Below are 16542 nucleotides of genomic sequence, written 5' to 3'. Positions count from 1 at the left end.
CTACATCTTTGTTGACTTTCTCAACTGCATTTATGATTATGTTTTCATCAAATGGTATTATTTAGAAAACTCCTCCTTTAATGATAACCAGTGGGAAATAACCGGTGCATCAGAAAAGCAAGAAGGTTTTAACAAATAGATCTGCAAATTCTCATTTGTTTTTGATGATAATCTTTTTATCACTAATTAGATTAATGGATGTCGTCTAATATAAATAGTATAGTTAGATCTAATTAGAATAGGTTACTAATAATCGTTAATCTAGAAAATATGAGCGCACAAGGCTATATCCATCCTAAAATGAATGAAAAAGAAACAAGTTATGCCCAAGATTCGCTCATTTCATTTTACGCTGAATCAATACTGAAGATATCATCAATAGAGCAGAAACTATGAATATTACGTGAATAGATAAAATAAATTTGTCTATGTTGGTGTCATTGAATTGAATTGAATTATGACTTGCATAGTCAGTAGAACCTGAAAAGATGACATCGACAGACTCCGAGGGTAGCAAAGTGGAAAATATCAAAAAGACCAATCCGATACTAAACGCACTTCCCGTCATAACCAGTGTAGTGCTTATACCGGCTGCTACCCCTCTTCTATTTGGAGGTACTGAATTCATTATAGTGGCTCGATTAGGTGACGTAAATATACCCATTCCTGCTCCTATGAGTGCAAGTGGCAGTATAGCATCTACGGATGAAATCTTTGAACCCATAGCAGTCAACAAAATAAAACCTATCGCAGAAATTATCAATCCTGTCTGAGAGATAATTTGAGACTTATATTTATCAAAAAACCAACCGGTTATTGGAGCAACTATCGCCAATGAAATGGAAACTGGAATCAGATAAATGCCCGAATCTAATGGGTTTAGGAGCATCGTTGGTCCCTGAAGGTAAAATACCATCACGAAAGTGAAGGCTCCACGAGCAAGAGAATTAAAGAAAATCGCAATATTACTACTGGTAAAGAGTCTAAGCCTAAATAAGGTGAGGTCCATCATTGGGAAACTCACTTTTTTCTCATTAATATAAAATAGTACTAACAAAGAGATCCCACCCGATATAAACAAGGTAATTTCAAATATGTTTAAAAGATGAAAAGAACCGAAAGTGATTCCAACCAACAGGACTACCAATCCCCCAGCAAACAACAAATTTCCCAGCCAGTCAATTTTTTCCTTTTTTATTGTTCCTAATTCTTTTAGTTTTGAGAATGCCCATAACGTAGCAAATATTCCTATAGGAATATTTATCCAGAATATAGATCTCCAACCAAAATATGACGTTAAACCCCCACCGATGACTAAGCCCATGATTGACCCTACTACAATAGATATTTGATTTATTCCCAAAGCTTTTCCCCTTTCAGACTCTGGGAATGAGTCCGAGAGAATGGCGGAGCTGTTAGAAAAAATAAAAGCGGCTCCAAATGCCTGGATAATCCGAAAAACAATCAATTGTTCTCCCGTTTGAGACACACAACAAAGTCCAGAGCCAATTGTAAACAATGCAAATCCTAGATTATACAATTTGACTCTCCCAAACATATCAGCAAGTCTACCAAAGGTCAATAACATTGAAGCCGTTACTACCCAATACCCAATTGCTATCCAGACGAGTGTAATAAGAGAGGTGTGCAATTCGCTGGCAATTGAAGGAAGAGCTATTATTATTATATTCCTATCAAGAGATGCCATGAGGGTACCAATAGTAGTATTACTTAATGCTAACCATTTGTAATTCAAATTTCCTTAAATATGATAGCTAAACCATCCTATACAAATGCTTCACAATAAAGGATGAACATTTCGTTGAGTAGGCGAAAAACAAAAGAATAACCCTCTTTTCTGAAGGAATAGACTCTTTTTAGAAATTAGAGCCAGAAATCAGAATTGTTCAAACGTATTGAACGCAGATCAAACAACCAATCGTATTGGCATTTTGACATCAAAAGTTTTTTCCCATTTGACAACGATTAGGTTTTTTAAATAAGCTAAGATACTAAAGATCAATTAGTATATCTTTTTGATAAGCAAGTAATAATTATTTATTAATTACTAATATTTCAACAGATTTCCATCTAATTGTTACCGACAACCTTTCATTCCATTAGAAATGGCATGGATATATGGAATTGTATCCTTTGAATTAATAATTCAGAAAAAAATAAAAAAATGTGGTTAATTTGGTGGTTAATCTAGTTGTCCTACTACATTGTTCCCACCATTATCTTGGTTTTGGAAGTTCAAGTTGTTACATGATCCTACTGAATCGTACCAGAAAGTCCTCCTCTCCTTTGATAAGTCTTGTGATTGACAGATTCCTTGGTTTTTTGCAAGAAATGAGGATTTACAAAACAACAAGATGATTGGAAGCGAATTCCAAGCTTCATAAGAACACATACTCCACCGTAAAGTATACTTATTGTGAACATCGCATATTAGATTCAATTTCAAAATGTCAGTATCGTTACTGGATCTGGAGCTTGAGATCGATTCATTATTCGCTTGTTTTCTATAAATTCTTTGAATTCGCTAATTAAGACGGGATGATCAGCGATATTGTCAGATATGATATAACCTACAAATATCATAAAGTTGATTATCAGAAAACATTAAAATGGTTGGCGGTTTTGGCTATTTAACTTCTAAACTTGAATCTAATTGTTGTACTACTTATCGTAATATCTACTTTCATATTGAATATTTCATTGAACATTAATTCTAATATAATTTTATGATATAATGACCAATTTTCCCCAAGTTCATGCTTTAAAACGTAGACATTATAACCATCTTGCACCGTGTGATTAGTTTCAGTCAATGAACTAGCCATTCTTGTTTCAAACCATGAAAGAAATGATTCAAGGTCCATACGGTTCTTCATAAAAAGTGCGATGTCATGAACGACATCCTTACCGATATTCACAGCCATATTCGATATCTCCTCCTTACTCATCTTTTTGAATAATTCAACCACTATTGGCTTTGCTATTGGAATCATACCAACTTTTGGTTCGAACATATCCCAGTCAACATAGCGTTTGAGGAGCTGGTTTACTAGACTGTTTAAGGTAATTTGACTTCTATCCGATTCGGCCCTCAAGACATTTAATACATTTTCGTCGATCCTAAACGTCATGGTAGCAGTTTTTTTGGATTCGCCCGAACTCGAATTACCAATGTCATGCATCCAAAAGAATTTTCCCAGTATTATAATAATATCCTTTGTTTGTTTAGATCAGCACTTGACTTATTAATTTCTCTTTTTAGTTCGCAGAGGATAATTACAACATGGACAGCGGGTACCGCTGAATTTAATGTATAGACTGCATCCTGAGCACCGTTTATATCCCAAAGCATAAACAGATTCTTTTCCTCCGCCAACTCTATCGTATCTTACGCACAGTCCTTTACAACCCAATATAAGGAGGTTTAGTTGAAGAGAATTAAACATTAAGTTTCAATTGCAATTATTTGCAAACAATATTCTAGCTCGTATGAGTACAACGAAATAAAAAATGTACATTTATGGACAATAATTATTAGAGGAGCGCAGGGGACATCGCAAAGCACTAGAATTTCTCATATGAAATCCTCAGATCATATCATAGGAGGGGTTTACAAAAAATGAAGATAATAGGAGTATGTATGTTATATAATATGCTGATCCTATAATTCTATGAGGATTTTGAATGTTTTTACATTGATAGGAGTTATTGTATCTATCACTACGTTTGGCGGAAATCTTGCCCCCGCATTAGCATTAGAACAGCCAATTGACAATAACCAAACAGGAGCAGGAATCGAACCAGGCCTAACTGGCAATTTGACATCGAATTTAGGTACTAACCTGTCTAATGCGACTGCTCCAGCTGAATATAGATAATATAAACATCAACTTGGATCTTATACATCGTTTCTCAAGATAGATATAAAATTCAAACATGAAACATCTATAGTTTAAATAATTATTTGTTCATAAATAATTATGTCTTCAAATAATAATTTTAGTCAAAGTCCGAATCATTTCATGGTATTAGACGCAATCTCTAGGGGTATGAAAAAGATAGACAGCATTGCCAAAGTTACAAAGTTATCCAAAGATGAAGTAGAATTGATAGTAAATGACCTAAGAAATCAGAAATTGATTAACGCAGTAGTTAAGAAGGGTTTTTTTGGCAACAAGAAAACTGAGTTTCATATTTCAGAAACAGGCATGAAACTGCTAGATTCAAAAAAACAGGAACTGTCACATACATCTCAAAGGCTTCAACAACTCTATGAAACCGGTAATAGGGGTCAAATGCAGAGCATGATGGACGATAATAGGAGCTGGATGCCGATGATGTTATTTTCTGGGCTAATGAGTATGGTAATGTTTGGATCTATGATGGCCTTTATGGGAATGGCAATGAACCCAGCGGAAAGTGCTCAAACTGAAGGGCAAGTAGATGATTCAGGGGGAGCTGGGGCTGAAGATTCAGGAGCCGCATCGGATACAGGTGCATCAGATACAGGTGACACAGGTGGTTTTAGCGATATGGGTGCTGATAGCGGAATGGATACCGGAGGATTTGATTCATTCTAGAACTAGATAATTCAATAACGATTATTTTTTTTAGGTCACAGCCAAAATCTATTTTTATGAATAATCGGCTGTTACTACATCCTGTCCTGCAGAGGAATTTTTGATTTGAATTGAGTGATTCCTCACCCACTTTGAATCACTATAGAAGATAAACGAGTTAGTTGATTTACCCTATTGCCGATGATATGTCATTTGCTCTTAGAATCGAGATGAATTATCAATACACTGGCTTGATCGAATATGTTATGGAAATAATTCAAATGATGATTAATTGGTACTACCAAGTAGTACCATGACCAATAATTACTTTCTTAGCCCCCTTCATTATTTTCCACATCTGTTTCGTTGTTTGGTACTAAAGTTATTTGACCTTTAATATGACTCCAATTGGGATCGTAATAGTTGTAAACTCCAGCATTATCTAAGGTTATATTGTATGATTCACCGGCACAAATATAATCTCCATAAAACACGTTTGATGGACCTTGATCTGGCATTCCAGATACTATTAGACGTGGAGTGGAATCATTATTAAGCCAAATAATAGTGGATTCCTCTGACACAGTTGTATTTCTAGGAGCTATTGGATTTTGACTAGCGCTATTTGTAGCTCCAGGATTTATTGTGATTGTAGAATTGCTGTCTTGAATACTCCATACTACCCCATAATAACTGAGAAGAAGGAGCAAAAAAATATGAATAGCAAAACCATTCTTATCATATTTACATTCTGGTAGTTAACACTCGGCTATGTATGGTTGATCCTAAACATCTGATAGATTAATTTGGGACAAATTTACACCTAAATGATTTTATGGATATGTAGCGTATCTATTCTTTTAGTTCTATAAGTTGTAATATTATCAATATATTAATACGAGATTACTCGTCCCAAACTTATCCTTCTGAAAGACCCCTGGCCCAGTCATATTTTTGGCTTTGAGGAACTTCATTTAATATAATCTAAAATAATTCAAAAAGTTGAATTACAAATAAAGTAACTAGAACCAAGAAACTATCATAAAGAAAGCACATTTATGAACGCTTGATTAGTATATCAAAAAAAGGTCACTGCTGACCTGCTGCCAAATGGCCTCTTTGTTCTTGTGATTGAATTCCAACGTTATTACATGCAAACCGAACATCCTCTCCAGATACACATTGTGCTCCCTGGCTAACCCATTGGCCTTGCTTATCAACTTGCTGCCCTGCATTGTCATTTTTCCCACTAGATGCTTGAACCATCATGTAATCAAATGTAGCAAGTGATGCAATCATAGAAACCCCAAGTAGCGTCGCAAAAATAATTCTTATCTTATGTATTCTTGTTATGTTACTCAATATAATCATTCTATTTAGTTAAAATTAACTATATTATAGCTTAGATACTTGATACTAAATTTATTTGCCAGAATAATATTAAATAACAAGACTGCGCTTTTTTAATATAGTCAAAAATTTACAAATTACTTTATCTAACAATAATTGTTGTTTTATTAAGATAGATTACAAAGAATGAATTTTTTAGCTGTCTCTATGACAGTGTGGTTACTACCAATACTACCCACGAATTCTCATAATTAAATGAATGAATGATTGTTTCTCATCGTGATTAGCATTTTGAGTTTTTGCAAAGAGCTATACTTTGCTGTGAAACAGTTGAAAATGGGTTATAAGACCTATCTCAAAAAAAATCTTATGATGCAAAACTATTGAATAAAGGAATGATCGTTACCAGAAGCATAGTCCAATCTCTATCTCTTGTAAGGTATCACAAAAATAAATTTGAATTTGAAATTCTTTTTACAGTAGAATATATATCATTACTATTTTTAATTGAAGAAAAATTGTATTTAATACCTATAATAATTGGAAACAAATGATAGGACTAAAATGATTAGATTTGAGAAGCTACACATTTCTCAACTTTCTGTTTTTTCAATCTCTTAGAAAAGGGGTAAATAAAGGGAATAAATATAGAAAAGAGGCAAAGTCAATGCATCATGGCTTTACAATGAATTTATTCAGATAAAAGTAACCGAGTATGCTTTCTTACTAGGCTTGTCAAATTAGGCATTGGCTTTTTAAAATTATATTACAGATTTGAATGATTCTTGTTGGGGTTACAAAATTACAAAAGCGCCGAGTATTTAAAGTATAAATGCTCGAAGATAATGTTTTTGTTCGTATTATCTAGTTCATTCAATGACTTGATTCGTCTTTATCATTAGAAAATCGTAATTAGCCATTTAAGACTTAAATAATTTCTTCCTTATACACATACATGTCTCCAGATAATGGATTTAGTCAAAGTCCGAATCATTTCATGGTATTAGACGCAATCTCTAGGGGTATGAAAAAGATAGACGACATAGCCAAGCTTACAAAGTTATCCAAAGATGAAGTAGAATTGATTGTAAATGATCTACAAACCCAAAAACTAATCATCAAACAGACAAAAAAAGGCTTTTTTGGTAACAAGAAAATTGAAGTTTTTGTTACCGAAACAGGATTCAAAATACTGGAATCAAAAAAACAAGAACTGGTCAATAAATCCAAATATCTCCAACAACTCTATGAAACCGGCAATAAGGGTCAAATGCAAAGTTATATGAATGATAACAGAATGTGGATGCCGATGATGCTATTTTCTGGGCTATTAAACGCAGTAATGTTTACTTCTATGATGTCTTTTATGGGAATGTCAATGAATCCATCTGAGAGTACTCAGAGTGATGCACAAGCAGCCGAATCAGGAGGATCGGGAGCTGATGATTCAGGATCGGCATCTGATACAGGCGAAACAGGTGATTACAGCGATATGGACGTTGGTGGAATGGATACTGGGGGATTTGATTCCTTCTAGTACCAATATAAAAAATAATACGATTACAATTTACCTGTTCTCGTAGATTTAATCAACGCATCCAAAGCACTTTTTATAAATTAGTAATTAATAATAGTATGTGATTTTTCTTGTCAGAATTTAAGAGTATTTCCGAATTAAAGAAATTACTTGCTGCTGATTGCAAAATAGAAAAGATAGAACCACCAGTGTATGCTTCAGATATAGAGACCACCATAGTAAGGGTATCACTAAAATGTCCAGATGGGAAAGTTTACACGATTAAGGCATATAAGGAAGAGTCATCTGCTTTAAGAGAATTCATACGCACAAATAAGATTGTCTAAAGGACAGGTATCACATATGCATACCTATATGCTCTAGATGCTCTTAGCATCATAATTAAAGAGCTCAACGCTACATTTTATTCAAGGGTTTCATTTCCAGCAATTGACAATCAAAAGAATACCAGTTTACATATTAGATTTGGGATTAACAAATATGCTTGTATTTTACGAATATGATAAATCAGATCCCAAAGATGGGCACTAGCTTGTAAAAATAGGAATTGTAGAATGTTTAGGAAGAAAGTGAAATCCAATTAACAGGCTATCTACGTTAGTCATCATTAGTATGCAGAAGAAAAAAGTAAATATTTTTGAATTCTGTGATCACTTCTTTAAATAATCTAAAACTTTGTTGTAGTAAACCCGCTATTTTGAATTAAAATAATTAGAATATGGAGAGAAAGTTTTTTGATTTGAGGTCGGATTCGTAATGAAGTAGACTTTTATCTTTTAATTCATTCCAGATATTATCAATGTAATCTCTACTAAACATTGATTTAATAGTGTATACTTTGTTCAGAGACTCTTGTTCATTTTCACAATAATTAGTACTATCTATCAGAGTAGCCGCTACCTCTAACCACTCCGGCTCCTTGTCTTTAAACAGAGTCAAAAATCTGTCGGTAAAAGCCGAGTTATCTGTCCACCTCTTCTCGTTGATGTCAGACGATATTCTACTAAGATCTAATCCTTCATAACAATAATTTGCTAGGTCTGGCGAATATGGACCATTTCTATAAATATTATACTCATAGCCAAAGTCATTTTGTAAAGAGGTTTGTGCTAAAAATACATATTTCTGTAATTTTAATCGATTTATATATCCATTTTCATTATCTTTCAAAAGATTGTGTATATTTATCATTTTATTATTGTAAAGAAAGCATATAAAATCTTGCAATTTCATATTCATTTGTTGCTGAATACTCTTTATACGTAGAACTATTATATTAAGAAGACGGTCGTTGATTTTTCTCAAGTAATTAATCGATTATATTCATAGGGAAGAACTTTCAGATAATATCCCGCAACTCCCATCGAGTTTGAGAAATAACTTGTAATTCTGAAACCAAGAAAATGAATGAGATAACACAGCGCAGGGGTACAATAATAATAACCTCTTTCTTTTGACACACTATCTAATCAGTTTTATCAGGATCGGAAACATATGAAAAATGAAAAAATAATAAGATCTAAATGGATTACAATTACAAAAATAGGTTTTTAGCTCAAGATCACATCAATATTGAATTTTAATGATCGTAGAAAAAGGAAACCTAAATTACCTGTTTATGCCAAATAACAAATATTTTCCTAATCAATAATCGTAATCAATTTCCAACCACTTAGACTCTGGAATCGACAAAATCATCATTATTTGCTTGATTAGGTTTTAAAACATGTTGTAAAATTCTATATTGGTTATGGAGTAACTGAAATATACAGATTTCGTAGAAAGTTTCTGTTACTAACGAATTAATGCAATGATATAATTGATTTAAATTTTGTATTGCTGGATGGTGTTCAATTTAATCGAAAATGTCTGTTAGATGTAAAGATATGAGAATACATCCTGATCTAAATAGTAGTTACCGGTTTTTAACTATTCTCTTGTGCTATCTCTACGTATATTTTTGATTGGTTAGCGTAAGGAATGGCCTCCCTGATCTTGTTTTCAATATCGTCAATAACGGACTCGATTGTGACAGTATTCAAATTCTCAATCAAATATACTTCAATTGCAATTAGGACATCTTCGGGTGCAAGATGCATAGTACGAACTGAATTTATTTTCTCTACTTCGGAGATATTAGATACTGCATCATATATCTTTTTTAAATCTTGTTTGGACATTGCTTCACCTATAAGCATACCTCGGTTCTCCTTGGCCAAAAATATTGCAAAACTCATTAACAATATCCCAATTAAGAGGGAGCCTATAGCGTCGTATGCAGGATTTCCAGTAAGATCAGCAAGGGCCAATGCAACTGCTGCAATTATTATTCCTAAAAGAGCAGCGGAATCTTCTACAAGTACCGTTATAATAACAGTATCTTTATTTTCTTTTAGATCGGTAAAAAAAACTTTTAAACTTAATTTATCACCCCTTTCTTCTATCCTCTTTTTAAATATTCCATAGGCTACTCTAAGTGAATATGCTTCAAAGACAAAGGCTATCGCCAAAATCACATAATTTATTAATGTATTTTTTATTTCATGAGTATCATTCTCACTTAAAAAATAACTTATTCCATGTTCTAGAGATAAAACTCCTGATACACCAAAAATAAGTAGTGCTACAACAAACGACCAAAAGTATTGTTCCTTGCCAAATCCAAATGGATACTTTTCATTTGCTTCCTTCTTGCTTGTCTTCACACCCACCAAAAGTAGCACCTGATTGAAAGTATCCGAGAATGAATGGTATGTTTCAGCCCACATAGAGCTACTCCCTGTAAATAACGCTGCAAATAGCTTTGATATGGCAATTGCCAAATTACCAAATAATGCAGCATAGATTGCCTTCTTTGAGTCACCTCCCCCTCCCATTACTCTGCTTTCTATAGAGTTATTATTAAAATTGACCTAAATGATTTTGAATTTTGGTTACCTTTAGTTTTTTGTAAATATTGACTAATATTCATTTGATTATGTCAGAATTCTTTTAAGAGTCCTAAATCGGAACCATTATTGTAAATTATCTGATGTACACAGTTATTTCAAATAATGATTTTTCTTAATAGCGTATTTGTGAACAGGGTAATCTAGTTCTTGTACTGAAACAGAATGACAAGGATTTCTATTTCAAAAGTTGTACTCAAATATACTTTAGCGTGGATAATGGGGCGATTATTGCGAATTAAATGGATTTTTGGTTATTGTAATGTGGTTTGATTTTGCAGATGCTATGTCCACTTGGAGTAACTAATGAAACTTTTTTCTTGTTTTATCGTTCTCAGCGCTCTAATTCTGAATTTTTAATAGTAAACTTTTGCAATTATCTTTTATACATAGAGAACATAAGGATATTAATGTCATCCTGTCATCAATGTGGTTATTCTCTTGAATCGGATGCTGAGACTATTTGTCCCGGCTGTGGAATCGATCTGAGACCACCTAATGATCAGAACAATACAAATGAAACTGGTAATATCTCCTCCGCTGAATCTAATAGGGATACAAATGATACTTCTACTTCTGGGACAGCAATTTTCGATGATCAATTACTAAATTATACGGTGAATGATAACACAATTATTTTTGATGATAAAGCAGATGCGTCAGTCCAGATTTCAGATTTATTTCAAAGATTATCTCATAAATCTAACCTATTGTACCAACTATTAGCGGATAACTTTCAAAAGCATGAAAGCAAGGCTCAAGAATTACAGGACTCTTCTATTGCACTAGCCAAACTATGTCAAAAAGTATTGACTGAAGTAGAAAAAATTGAGACAGAATGCAAAACCAGAATAATCGATATAAAGATAGGAGAATTACAATTTTCTAAACACGACTTGGAGCTAAAGAATCTAATATTGATGGGTAACCAATTTTTCTATTTGGGCAGGTATGATTACGCCCTTGAATGCTATGACAAGATTCTACAACTGGATGCACTTTATTTTGAGGCGATTCTCAATAAAGCATTTACATTAAATAAGGTAGGTAGATACAGTGAGGCTATAGACTGGTATGACAAGGCGCTTAAAATACATCCTACCCATGTAAACGCTCTAAACAATAAAGGTGAAATCTTGTATAAGCTTGAAAGATATGGTGATGCTATAGAATACTTTGACCGGGCTCTGCAGATAAATCCCAATTACGTAAACGCCTTAAACAATAAAGGTACTGGGCTTTATAAGCATGAAAGATACAGTGAGGCTATAGAATACTTTGACAGGACTCTAAAAATATATCCTAATCACGCAAATGCTTTAAACAACAAAGGTTGGGTTTACTATACTCTAGGAAGATATGACGAGGCTATAGAGTGGTTTAATGAGGCGCTTAAAATAGAGCCCGAAGATGCGATTTCTTTAAACAACCAGGGCAAGGCGCGATACAGTCTCGGAAGATATTACGAGGCTATAGACTGGTATGACAAGGCTTTGGCGGTAGATCCTAAAAACGTAAACGCTTTAAACAACAAGGGATCAGCATTTGATAAATTAGGGAGGTTCATCGAGGCTATAGAGTGGTATGACAAGGCTTTGGCGGTAGATCCTAAAAACGTAAACGCTTTAAACAACAAGGGCAGGGCTCTACATAGTCTTGGAAGATATAACGAGGCTATAGACTGGTATGACAAGGCGCTTAAAATAGATCCTAAACACGTAAACGCTTTAAACAACAAAGGTGCAGCTTTTGATGAATTAGGAAGATACATCGAGGCTATAGAGTGGTATGACAAGGCTTTGGAGATAAAATCAACATATACAATATCTCTAAATAACAAAGGCGCAGCATTCTACAGCCTCGGAAGGTACAGTGAGGCTATAGAGTGGTATGACAAGGCGCTAAAGCTAGCACCAAATGATGCTGATTCTCTAAACAATAAGGGCAGGGCTCTACATAGTCTTGGAAGATATAACGAGGCTATAGACTGGTATGACAAGGCGCTTAAAATAGATCCTAAACACGTAAACGCTTTAAACAACAAAGGTTGGGTGTACTATACTCTAGGAAGATACAGTAAGGCTATAGAATACTTTGACCAGGCGCTAAAGCTAAAACCGCAAAATGCTAACGTTCTAAACAACAAAGGAGTAGCACTTGACGAATTAGGTAAATATAGTGAGGCTATAGAGTGGTATGACAAGGCGCTTAAAATAGATCCTAAACACGTAAACGCTTTAAACAATAAGGGCTCAGCACTTGACGAATTAGGTAAATATAGTGAGGCTATAGAGTGGTATGACAAGGCTCTAAAAATACATCCAGAACATGTTAATGCCACATTCAATAAAGGTGCATCTCTATTTAACCTAGGTAGATACGGCGAAGCTATAGAGTGGTATGACAAGACATTAAAAATAGATCCTAAAAACGTTCAGGCAAAACATAACAAACATTTGGCTCAAGAAAAATTAGGCAAGAGTACAGGGGTCAACAAGATCTTATCTAAGTTAGCAAACGAGTAGCAAGGTGGTAACACGAATACCTAAAAAATGAGGTTATCCTTAGACTATTAATTGCATGGAAATATGATTCAATAAAGTACACTTTGTAAGATTAACATTAGCACAGTTAGCATATAAAAATGCATTAATTAATTAAAATCAATGATTCTGCCTAATCACCAATTCTTTTCCATAAACTACATGGATATTGTACAAATTTAGTAACAATCGATAACACCAGGTTTCTAGATGAGGTATTTGGAATCCCCACAGGCAATTCTTTTCAAATTTGTTAATCGATGATAAATTAAGTTATGATTTCCGAGAGTGGGTCACAGAAGGACCTACCCTAAACTCAAAGAATCACCATCGTCTTTATCTTCTGCTATGCGGTTTGGGGTACCCATAAGTATGATTTGGGTTATCCTGATGGTATAACAGTTTTCTGCAAATATTACTCTTAATTATACTTTCGACATCATTTGCAAATTCACGTTATCCATAAAGATATGATAAGATTAGATAATTCAGAACTCCCCATGACATAGAAATCTCCAGAAAGCCTACTAGATATTGTATCATCTGGGTTGCTAGATTTACGAGATACCAAATATAAAGGTCATTGTCCGTATTCACACATATCATTTGGTTCATAGGACTGTAAATCATATTCTTTAATTATGTTGACATTACTTATCCAATGTAAGATAAGTACTATACCCATATTTGGAACGAAGTACTTAACATAGGATCGTTATTATCAGAATTAGATAAAGGGATTATTGAAAAGCGTGTCCTTATCATGTCTATGTAGTATTTTGATAAACCTCTCATATATCTCAAATATTACTCATATTTAGTAGATACAATAATAGAGTTCAGAAAAAAATTTGGTATAGAACCGGAAAATATTAAAGTTACTAGCTTAGTAGTAAGCCACCAGTATGAGGTATCGATACTATATTCTTATTACTAGTAATAGTTGTTTTCTTAATTAATCCGAGTCCGAAAAATAAATCAGCTAAGAATGAAAGGGGTAGTTCACCTTTGACCAATTACATGTTCTTCTTTTTTTCATTCTTAATTACCTACAGAAATTCTACTGTTTTTTATTGGTAAATTACCGGATGATTTAACCCTATAAATCATAATACAGTCATTAATTATAAGTTACAGTCAGAATATGGCTACAGAAATACCATCCACATCTGTAATCTAATTTGAAATTATATGGAAATTTTATAATATACCGCATTTAATTGTGAAAATTTTATTAAAGATTAAATACTTCAGATGATTGAATAGAATATGATGAAAAATTTCTCTGCTAGCCCATTAATGAAAGGAATAGTAGAGGAAGTCGAGATAAGTGAGTTAAAATTACCGAATTATACAATTCATGAAAGGGGTACCGAGACTGTAGATGAATTAGCCCTATCGATCCTACAATATGGTCTGTTGCATCCAATTGTCATAAGAATCAGAGAAAGCCATTTTGAAATCATTTCTGGAATCCGTCGATACCTAGCTTGCAAAAAATTAAGATGGAAAAAAATACCCTGTCATGTGATAGAGGTAAATGATAAAGACAGTTTTGAAATATCATTGGTTGAAAATATTCAAAGAAAGAATCTCAATCCTATAGAGGAAGCAAGAGCTTTCAAAGTTTATACCACTGATTTTGGATGGGGAGGCATATCTGCACTAGCCCAAAAGATCTCAAAAAGCCCATCTTATGTGTCGAAAAGGCTATCGCTGTTAGATTTACCAACGGAAATAGTGGAAGATATCTCAAAATCTGAAATAAGCTCGAGTGTGGCAGAAGAATTAATTTATGTCAAAAATCAGGCAACGAGACACGAAATGGCAATGGAAATAGTAAACAAAGACTTGACAGTAAAAGAGGTTAGGAAACTTGCAAATGCATTATCTATCTCTGATTCTACTGAAAGCCTAGAATATCATACATTAGGAGATTCAAAAGAAAATAGAGATTTAAAAATAAACCGATCCTTTGATAAAATTCTTACAACTCTTAAGATAACTCAAAGTAGAATTGGAACAATTATAGAGGAAGTCGACGATAACTGGATCATCTATGAGACGTTAATGCATCATAAAAATGTGATAAATAATGAGATAGATATCATAATAAGAGAGAGAAAAAGATTTAATCAAAAAATGAAATATAAAATGTCCTAAAAATGACTAAATTTTTTCGACGTCGAAAAAATATGAATAAAAAGTTACTCCTTTTTTATCATAAGATATGTGAGAATATTTTTACAGTTTTGTTTTTGGCAGTATTTCCAGTCAAAAAGATTTCTTATTATTAACCATTTGCCCTAAGGCAAGCTGTGATTACTAGAATTCTAAAAGAGTACACTTAACATAATAAATCGAAAGAAATTGTCTAATCAAAAAAATAAAAAATTAGAAAGGGATTATTGTCCAAATGGTGCAGGCAAGACGTAAATACCTACCTGGTTGGAATATGCTGGTTTTGGATCCTTATCATCTTTAGGTTCCAAGGTCACGAACATATCGGTGTAGGTGTATGCAGAAACCTGGGTTGATTCCATGCTAAAAGATCCGTCAGCCTTAACCATCCCTACACTTAATGGATATCCAGATGCACGATAGTTTCCATCATATAGCCAAACCTCAAATACTTTGTCTGTTGGTGGAATATAATTTACAACCCCAGCAATGTTTAACTTGTGACCATCAGAATCAATATCAACTAGTCCAAAGACACTTCCCTCGCGCCCAACAATTATGCCACTTGAGTCAGTGACCTGACTGTACGCATTAGAGACAAATACCGAGCCTAATAACACAATCAATGATGTAAAAACGATAGATATTTTTAGAGATAACATTACGCTTTATTAAATAGATCTAATATATAAAGATAGAAGAATATTTGAGTTTTTGTGTATCAGTTTCGCTTGATAAAGATAGACGATTTACCATTGAAAGTAATAAATCTTGATAGATTATACATTTCTGGATTCACTCTCGATACTCATTGTAACTCATTGTAACTGATATGTCGAGTCCTTAAGCATTCAAAATAATAATATTGATTAATTATTTTGTTGGAAAAGGAATTAAACCTTTATACTTGTTTCTATAAGTCAAATTATGAAAATCATTTATAAAAAAGAAGGAATCGGAATTGCTCTTGGTATACTTGTTTTTGCAGTTTCAATGGTTCTATTGAATAGTAACGGATTATATGTTAATAAAGTATTAGCCCAAGGTGTAAACTCAACTGCAGTTCAAGATCCTGCTGACAAAATGGATCAAATTATATCAAAATTTAAAGAGGTACTTGGACAAAATGGTATTAATGCAACATCTTTAACCGTAGCTAAGAACTTGGATATCTCCGAACACTTGCAAAAGATAATTGCAGCCAAAGTTGTTGCAGCAGTATCAGATGCATACAACCAAGCCCTTGAACAAGCTGGCGTTGCAAATACAACAGAAGGACTGAAGGAAAAATATGCTGGTGACCTACCGATGCTGGTACAAAAGTTCAATGAACTGAGGCAAAATTTAACCAGGTAAATTTTAAAAGTTCAGATATAGACGATGCTGGATATATTCCAGCATCG

General features: G+C 33.6%; 16 protein-coding genes. 7 read left to right on the top strand and 9 right to left on the bottom strand.

The features are described 5' to 3' along the window. Nucleotides 1–337: 337 nt before the first annotated feature. From AAGU22_RS04860 to AAGU22_RS04845, 4 genes are all read right to left on the bottom strand, one after another. The gene (locus AAGU22_RS04860) at nt 338–1756 is read right to left on the bottom strand and encodes an MFS transporter (RefSeq protein WP_458721103.1); all 1419 of its coding nucleotides are present in this window, start codon (nt 1754–1756) and stop codon (nt 338–340) included. Between the two features lie 447 nt (nt 1757–2203). Beyond that, complete coding sequence (locus AAGU22_RS04855) at nt 2204–2413, bottom strand: hypothetical protein (protein WP_458721102.1); 210 nt, start codon at nt 2411–2413, stop codon at nt 2204–2206. A 238-nt stretch (nt 2414–2651) separates the two neighbouring features. After that, on the bottom strand, nt 2652–3203 hold the full coding sequence (locus AAGU22_RS04850) for a hypothetical protein (protein ID WP_458721101.1): 552 nt from the start codon (nt 3201–3203) through the stop codon (nt 2652–2654). Nucleotides 3204–3223: 20 nt separating this feature from the next. After that, complete coding sequence (locus AAGU22_RS04845; protein ID WP_458721100.1) at nt 3224–3373, bottom strand: hypothetical protein; 150 nt, start codon at nt 3371–3373, stop codon at nt 3224–3226. Nucleotides 3374–3692: 319 nt separating this feature from the next. On the opposite strand from AAGU22_RS04845, the gene AAGU22_RS04840 reads away from it, so the two are divergent. Continuing rightward, nucleotides 3693–3899 carry a hypothetical protein gene (locus AAGU22_RS04840; RefSeq protein ID WP_458721099.1) on the top strand — a complete coding sequence of 69 codons (207 nt, stop codon included), beginning with the start codon at nt 3693–3695 and terminating at the stop codon, nt 3897–3899. A 102-nt stretch (nt 3900–4001) separates the two neighbouring features. Next, complete coding sequence (locus AAGU22_RS04835; protein WP_458721098.1) at nt 4002–4601, top strand: MarR family transcriptional regulator; 600 nt, start codon at nt 4002–4004, stop codon at nt 4599–4601. Between the two features lie 311 nt (nt 4602–4912). On the opposite strand, the gene AAGU22_RS04830 is transcribed toward AAGU22_RS04835, so the two are convergent. Next, entirely contained in the window at nt 4913–5290 is a 378-nt protein-coding gene (locus AAGU22_RS04830; RefSeq protein WP_458721097.1) for a cupredoxin domain-containing protein, read from the bottom strand. Nucleotides 5291–5669: 379 nt separating this feature from the next. Then, entirely contained in the window at nt 5670–5942 is a 273-nt protein-coding gene (locus AAGU22_RS04825; protein ID WP_458721096.1) for a hypothetical protein, read from the bottom strand. 943 nt (nt 5943–6885) lie between these two features. On the opposite strand from AAGU22_RS04825, the gene AAGU22_RS04820 reads away from it, so the two are divergent. Further along, nucleotides 6886–7467, top strand: a complete 582-nt coding sequence (locus tag AAGU22_RS04820; RefSeq protein ID WP_458721095.1) for a MarR family transcriptional regulator — start codon at nt 6886–6888, stop codon at nt 7465–7467. Nucleotides 7468–7577: 110 nt separating this feature from the next. Next, nucleotides 7578–7793, top strand: a complete 216-nt coding sequence (locus tag AAGU22_RS04815; RefSeq protein ID WP_458721094.1) for a hypothetical protein — start codon at nt 7578–7580, stop codon at nt 7791–7793. A 385-nt stretch (nt 7794–8178) separates the two neighbouring features. Here AAGU22_RS04815 and AAGU22_RS04810 read toward each other — a convergent pair whose 3' ends face one another. Together AAGU22_RS04810 and AAGU22_RS04805 are read right to left on the bottom strand one after the other, a co-directional pair. Continuing rightward, nucleotides 8179–8658, bottom strand: coding sequence for a hypothetical protein (locus AAGU22_RS04810; protein WP_458721093.1), 480 nt, complete (start codon nt 8656–8658; stop codon nt 8179–8181). A gap of 734 nt (nt 8659–9392) precedes the next feature. After that, complete coding sequence (locus tag AAGU22_RS04805; RefSeq protein ID WP_458721092.1) at nt 9393–10343, bottom strand: cation diffusion facilitator family transporter; 951 nt, start codon at nt 10341–10343, stop codon at nt 9393–9395. Between the two features lie 482 nt (nt 10344–10825). On the opposite strand from AAGU22_RS04805, the gene AAGU22_RS04800 reads away from it, so the two are divergent. After that, on the top strand, nt 10826–12940 hold the full coding sequence (locus AAGU22_RS04800) for a tetratricopeptide repeat protein (protein ID WP_458721091.1): 2115 nt from the start codon (nt 10826–10828) through the stop codon (nt 12938–12940). Nucleotides 12941–14227: 1287 nt separating this feature from the next. Continuing rightward, nucleotides 14228–15121: a ParB/RepB/Spo0J family partition protein gene (locus tag AAGU22_RS04795; RefSeq protein ID WP_458721090.1), complete on the top strand. Its 894-nt coding sequence runs from the start codon at nt 14228–14230 to the stop codon at nt 15119–15121. Between the two features lie 242 nt (nt 15122–15363). On the opposite strand, the gene AAGU22_RS04790 is transcribed toward AAGU22_RS04795, so the two are convergent. Then, the gene (locus tag AAGU22_RS04790; RefSeq protein WP_458721089.1) at nt 15364–15801 is read right to left on the bottom strand and encodes an anti-sigma factor; all 438 of its coding nucleotides are present in this window, start codon (nt 15799–15801) and stop codon (nt 15364–15366) included. A gap of 265 nt (nt 15802–16066) precedes the next feature. Here AAGU22_RS04790 and AAGU22_RS04785 point away from each other — a divergent pair, with 265 nt between their 5' ends. Further along, the gene (locus AAGU22_RS04785; RefSeq protein WP_458721088.1) at nt 16067–16495 is read left to right on the top strand and encodes a hypothetical protein; all 429 of its coding nucleotides are present in this window, start codon (nt 16067–16069) and stop codon (nt 16493–16495) included. Nucleotides 16496–16542 lie beyond the last annotated feature (47 nt).

This window comes from Candidatus Nitrosocosmicus sp. R (assembly GCF_054408505.1).
Note: the sequence above shows the minus strand (reverse complement) of the source record. Positions and strands in the feature narration are given on the sequence as shown.

What these genes read in the sequence shown, in the direction of transcription:
- AAGU22_RS04800 (WP_458721091.1), top strand. Translation starts at nt 10,826, where the DNA reads ATGTCATCCTGTCATCAATGTGGTTATTCTCTTGAATCGGATGCTGAG.
- AAGU22_RS04840 (WP_458721099.1), top strand. Translation starts at nt 3,693, where the DNA reads ATGAGGATTTTGAATGTTTTTACATTGATAGGAGTTATTGTATCTATC.
- AAGU22_RS04835 (WP_458721098.1), top strand. Translation starts at nt 4,002, where the DNA reads ATGTCTTCAAATAATAATTTTAGTCAAAGTCCGAATCATTTCATGGTA.
- AAGU22_RS04810 (WP_458721093.1), bottom strand. Translation starts at nt 8,658, where the DNA reads ATGATAAATATACACAATCTTTTGAAAGATAATGAAAATGGATATATA.
- AAGU22_RS04855 (WP_458721102.1), bottom strand. Translation starts at nt 2,413, where the DNA reads ATGTGTTCTTATGAAGCTTGGAATTCGCTTCCAATCATCTTGTTGTTT.
- AAGU22_RS04795 (WP_458721090.1), top strand. Translation starts at nt 14,228, where the DNA reads ATGATGAAAAATTTCTCTGCTAGCCCATTAATGAAAGGAATAGTAGAG.
- AAGU22_RS04790 (WP_458721089.1), bottom strand. Translation starts at nt 15,801, where the DNA reads ATGTTATCTCTAAAAATATCTATCGTTTTTACATCATTGATTGTGTTA.
- AAGU22_RS04850 (WP_458721101.1), bottom strand. Translation starts at nt 3,203, where the DNA reads ATGCATGACATTGGTAATTCGAGTTCGGGCGAATCCAAAAAAACTGCT.
- AAGU22_RS04845 (WP_458721100.1), bottom strand. Translation starts at nt 3,373, where the DNA reads ATGCTTTGGGATATAAACGGTGCTCAGGATGCAGTCTATACATTAAAT.
- AAGU22_RS04820 (WP_458721095.1), top strand. Translation starts at nt 6,886, where the DNA reads ATGTCTCCAGATAATGGATTTAGTCAAAGTCCGAATCATTTCATGGTA.
- AAGU22_RS04805 (WP_458721092.1), bottom strand. Translation starts at nt 10,343, where the DNA reads ATGGGAGGGGGAGGTGACTCAAAGAAGGCAATCTATGCTGCATTATTT.
- AAGU22_RS04785 (WP_458721088.1), top strand. Translation starts at nt 16,067, where the DNA reads ATGAAAATCATTTATAAAAAAGAAGGAATCGGAATTGCTCTTGGTATA.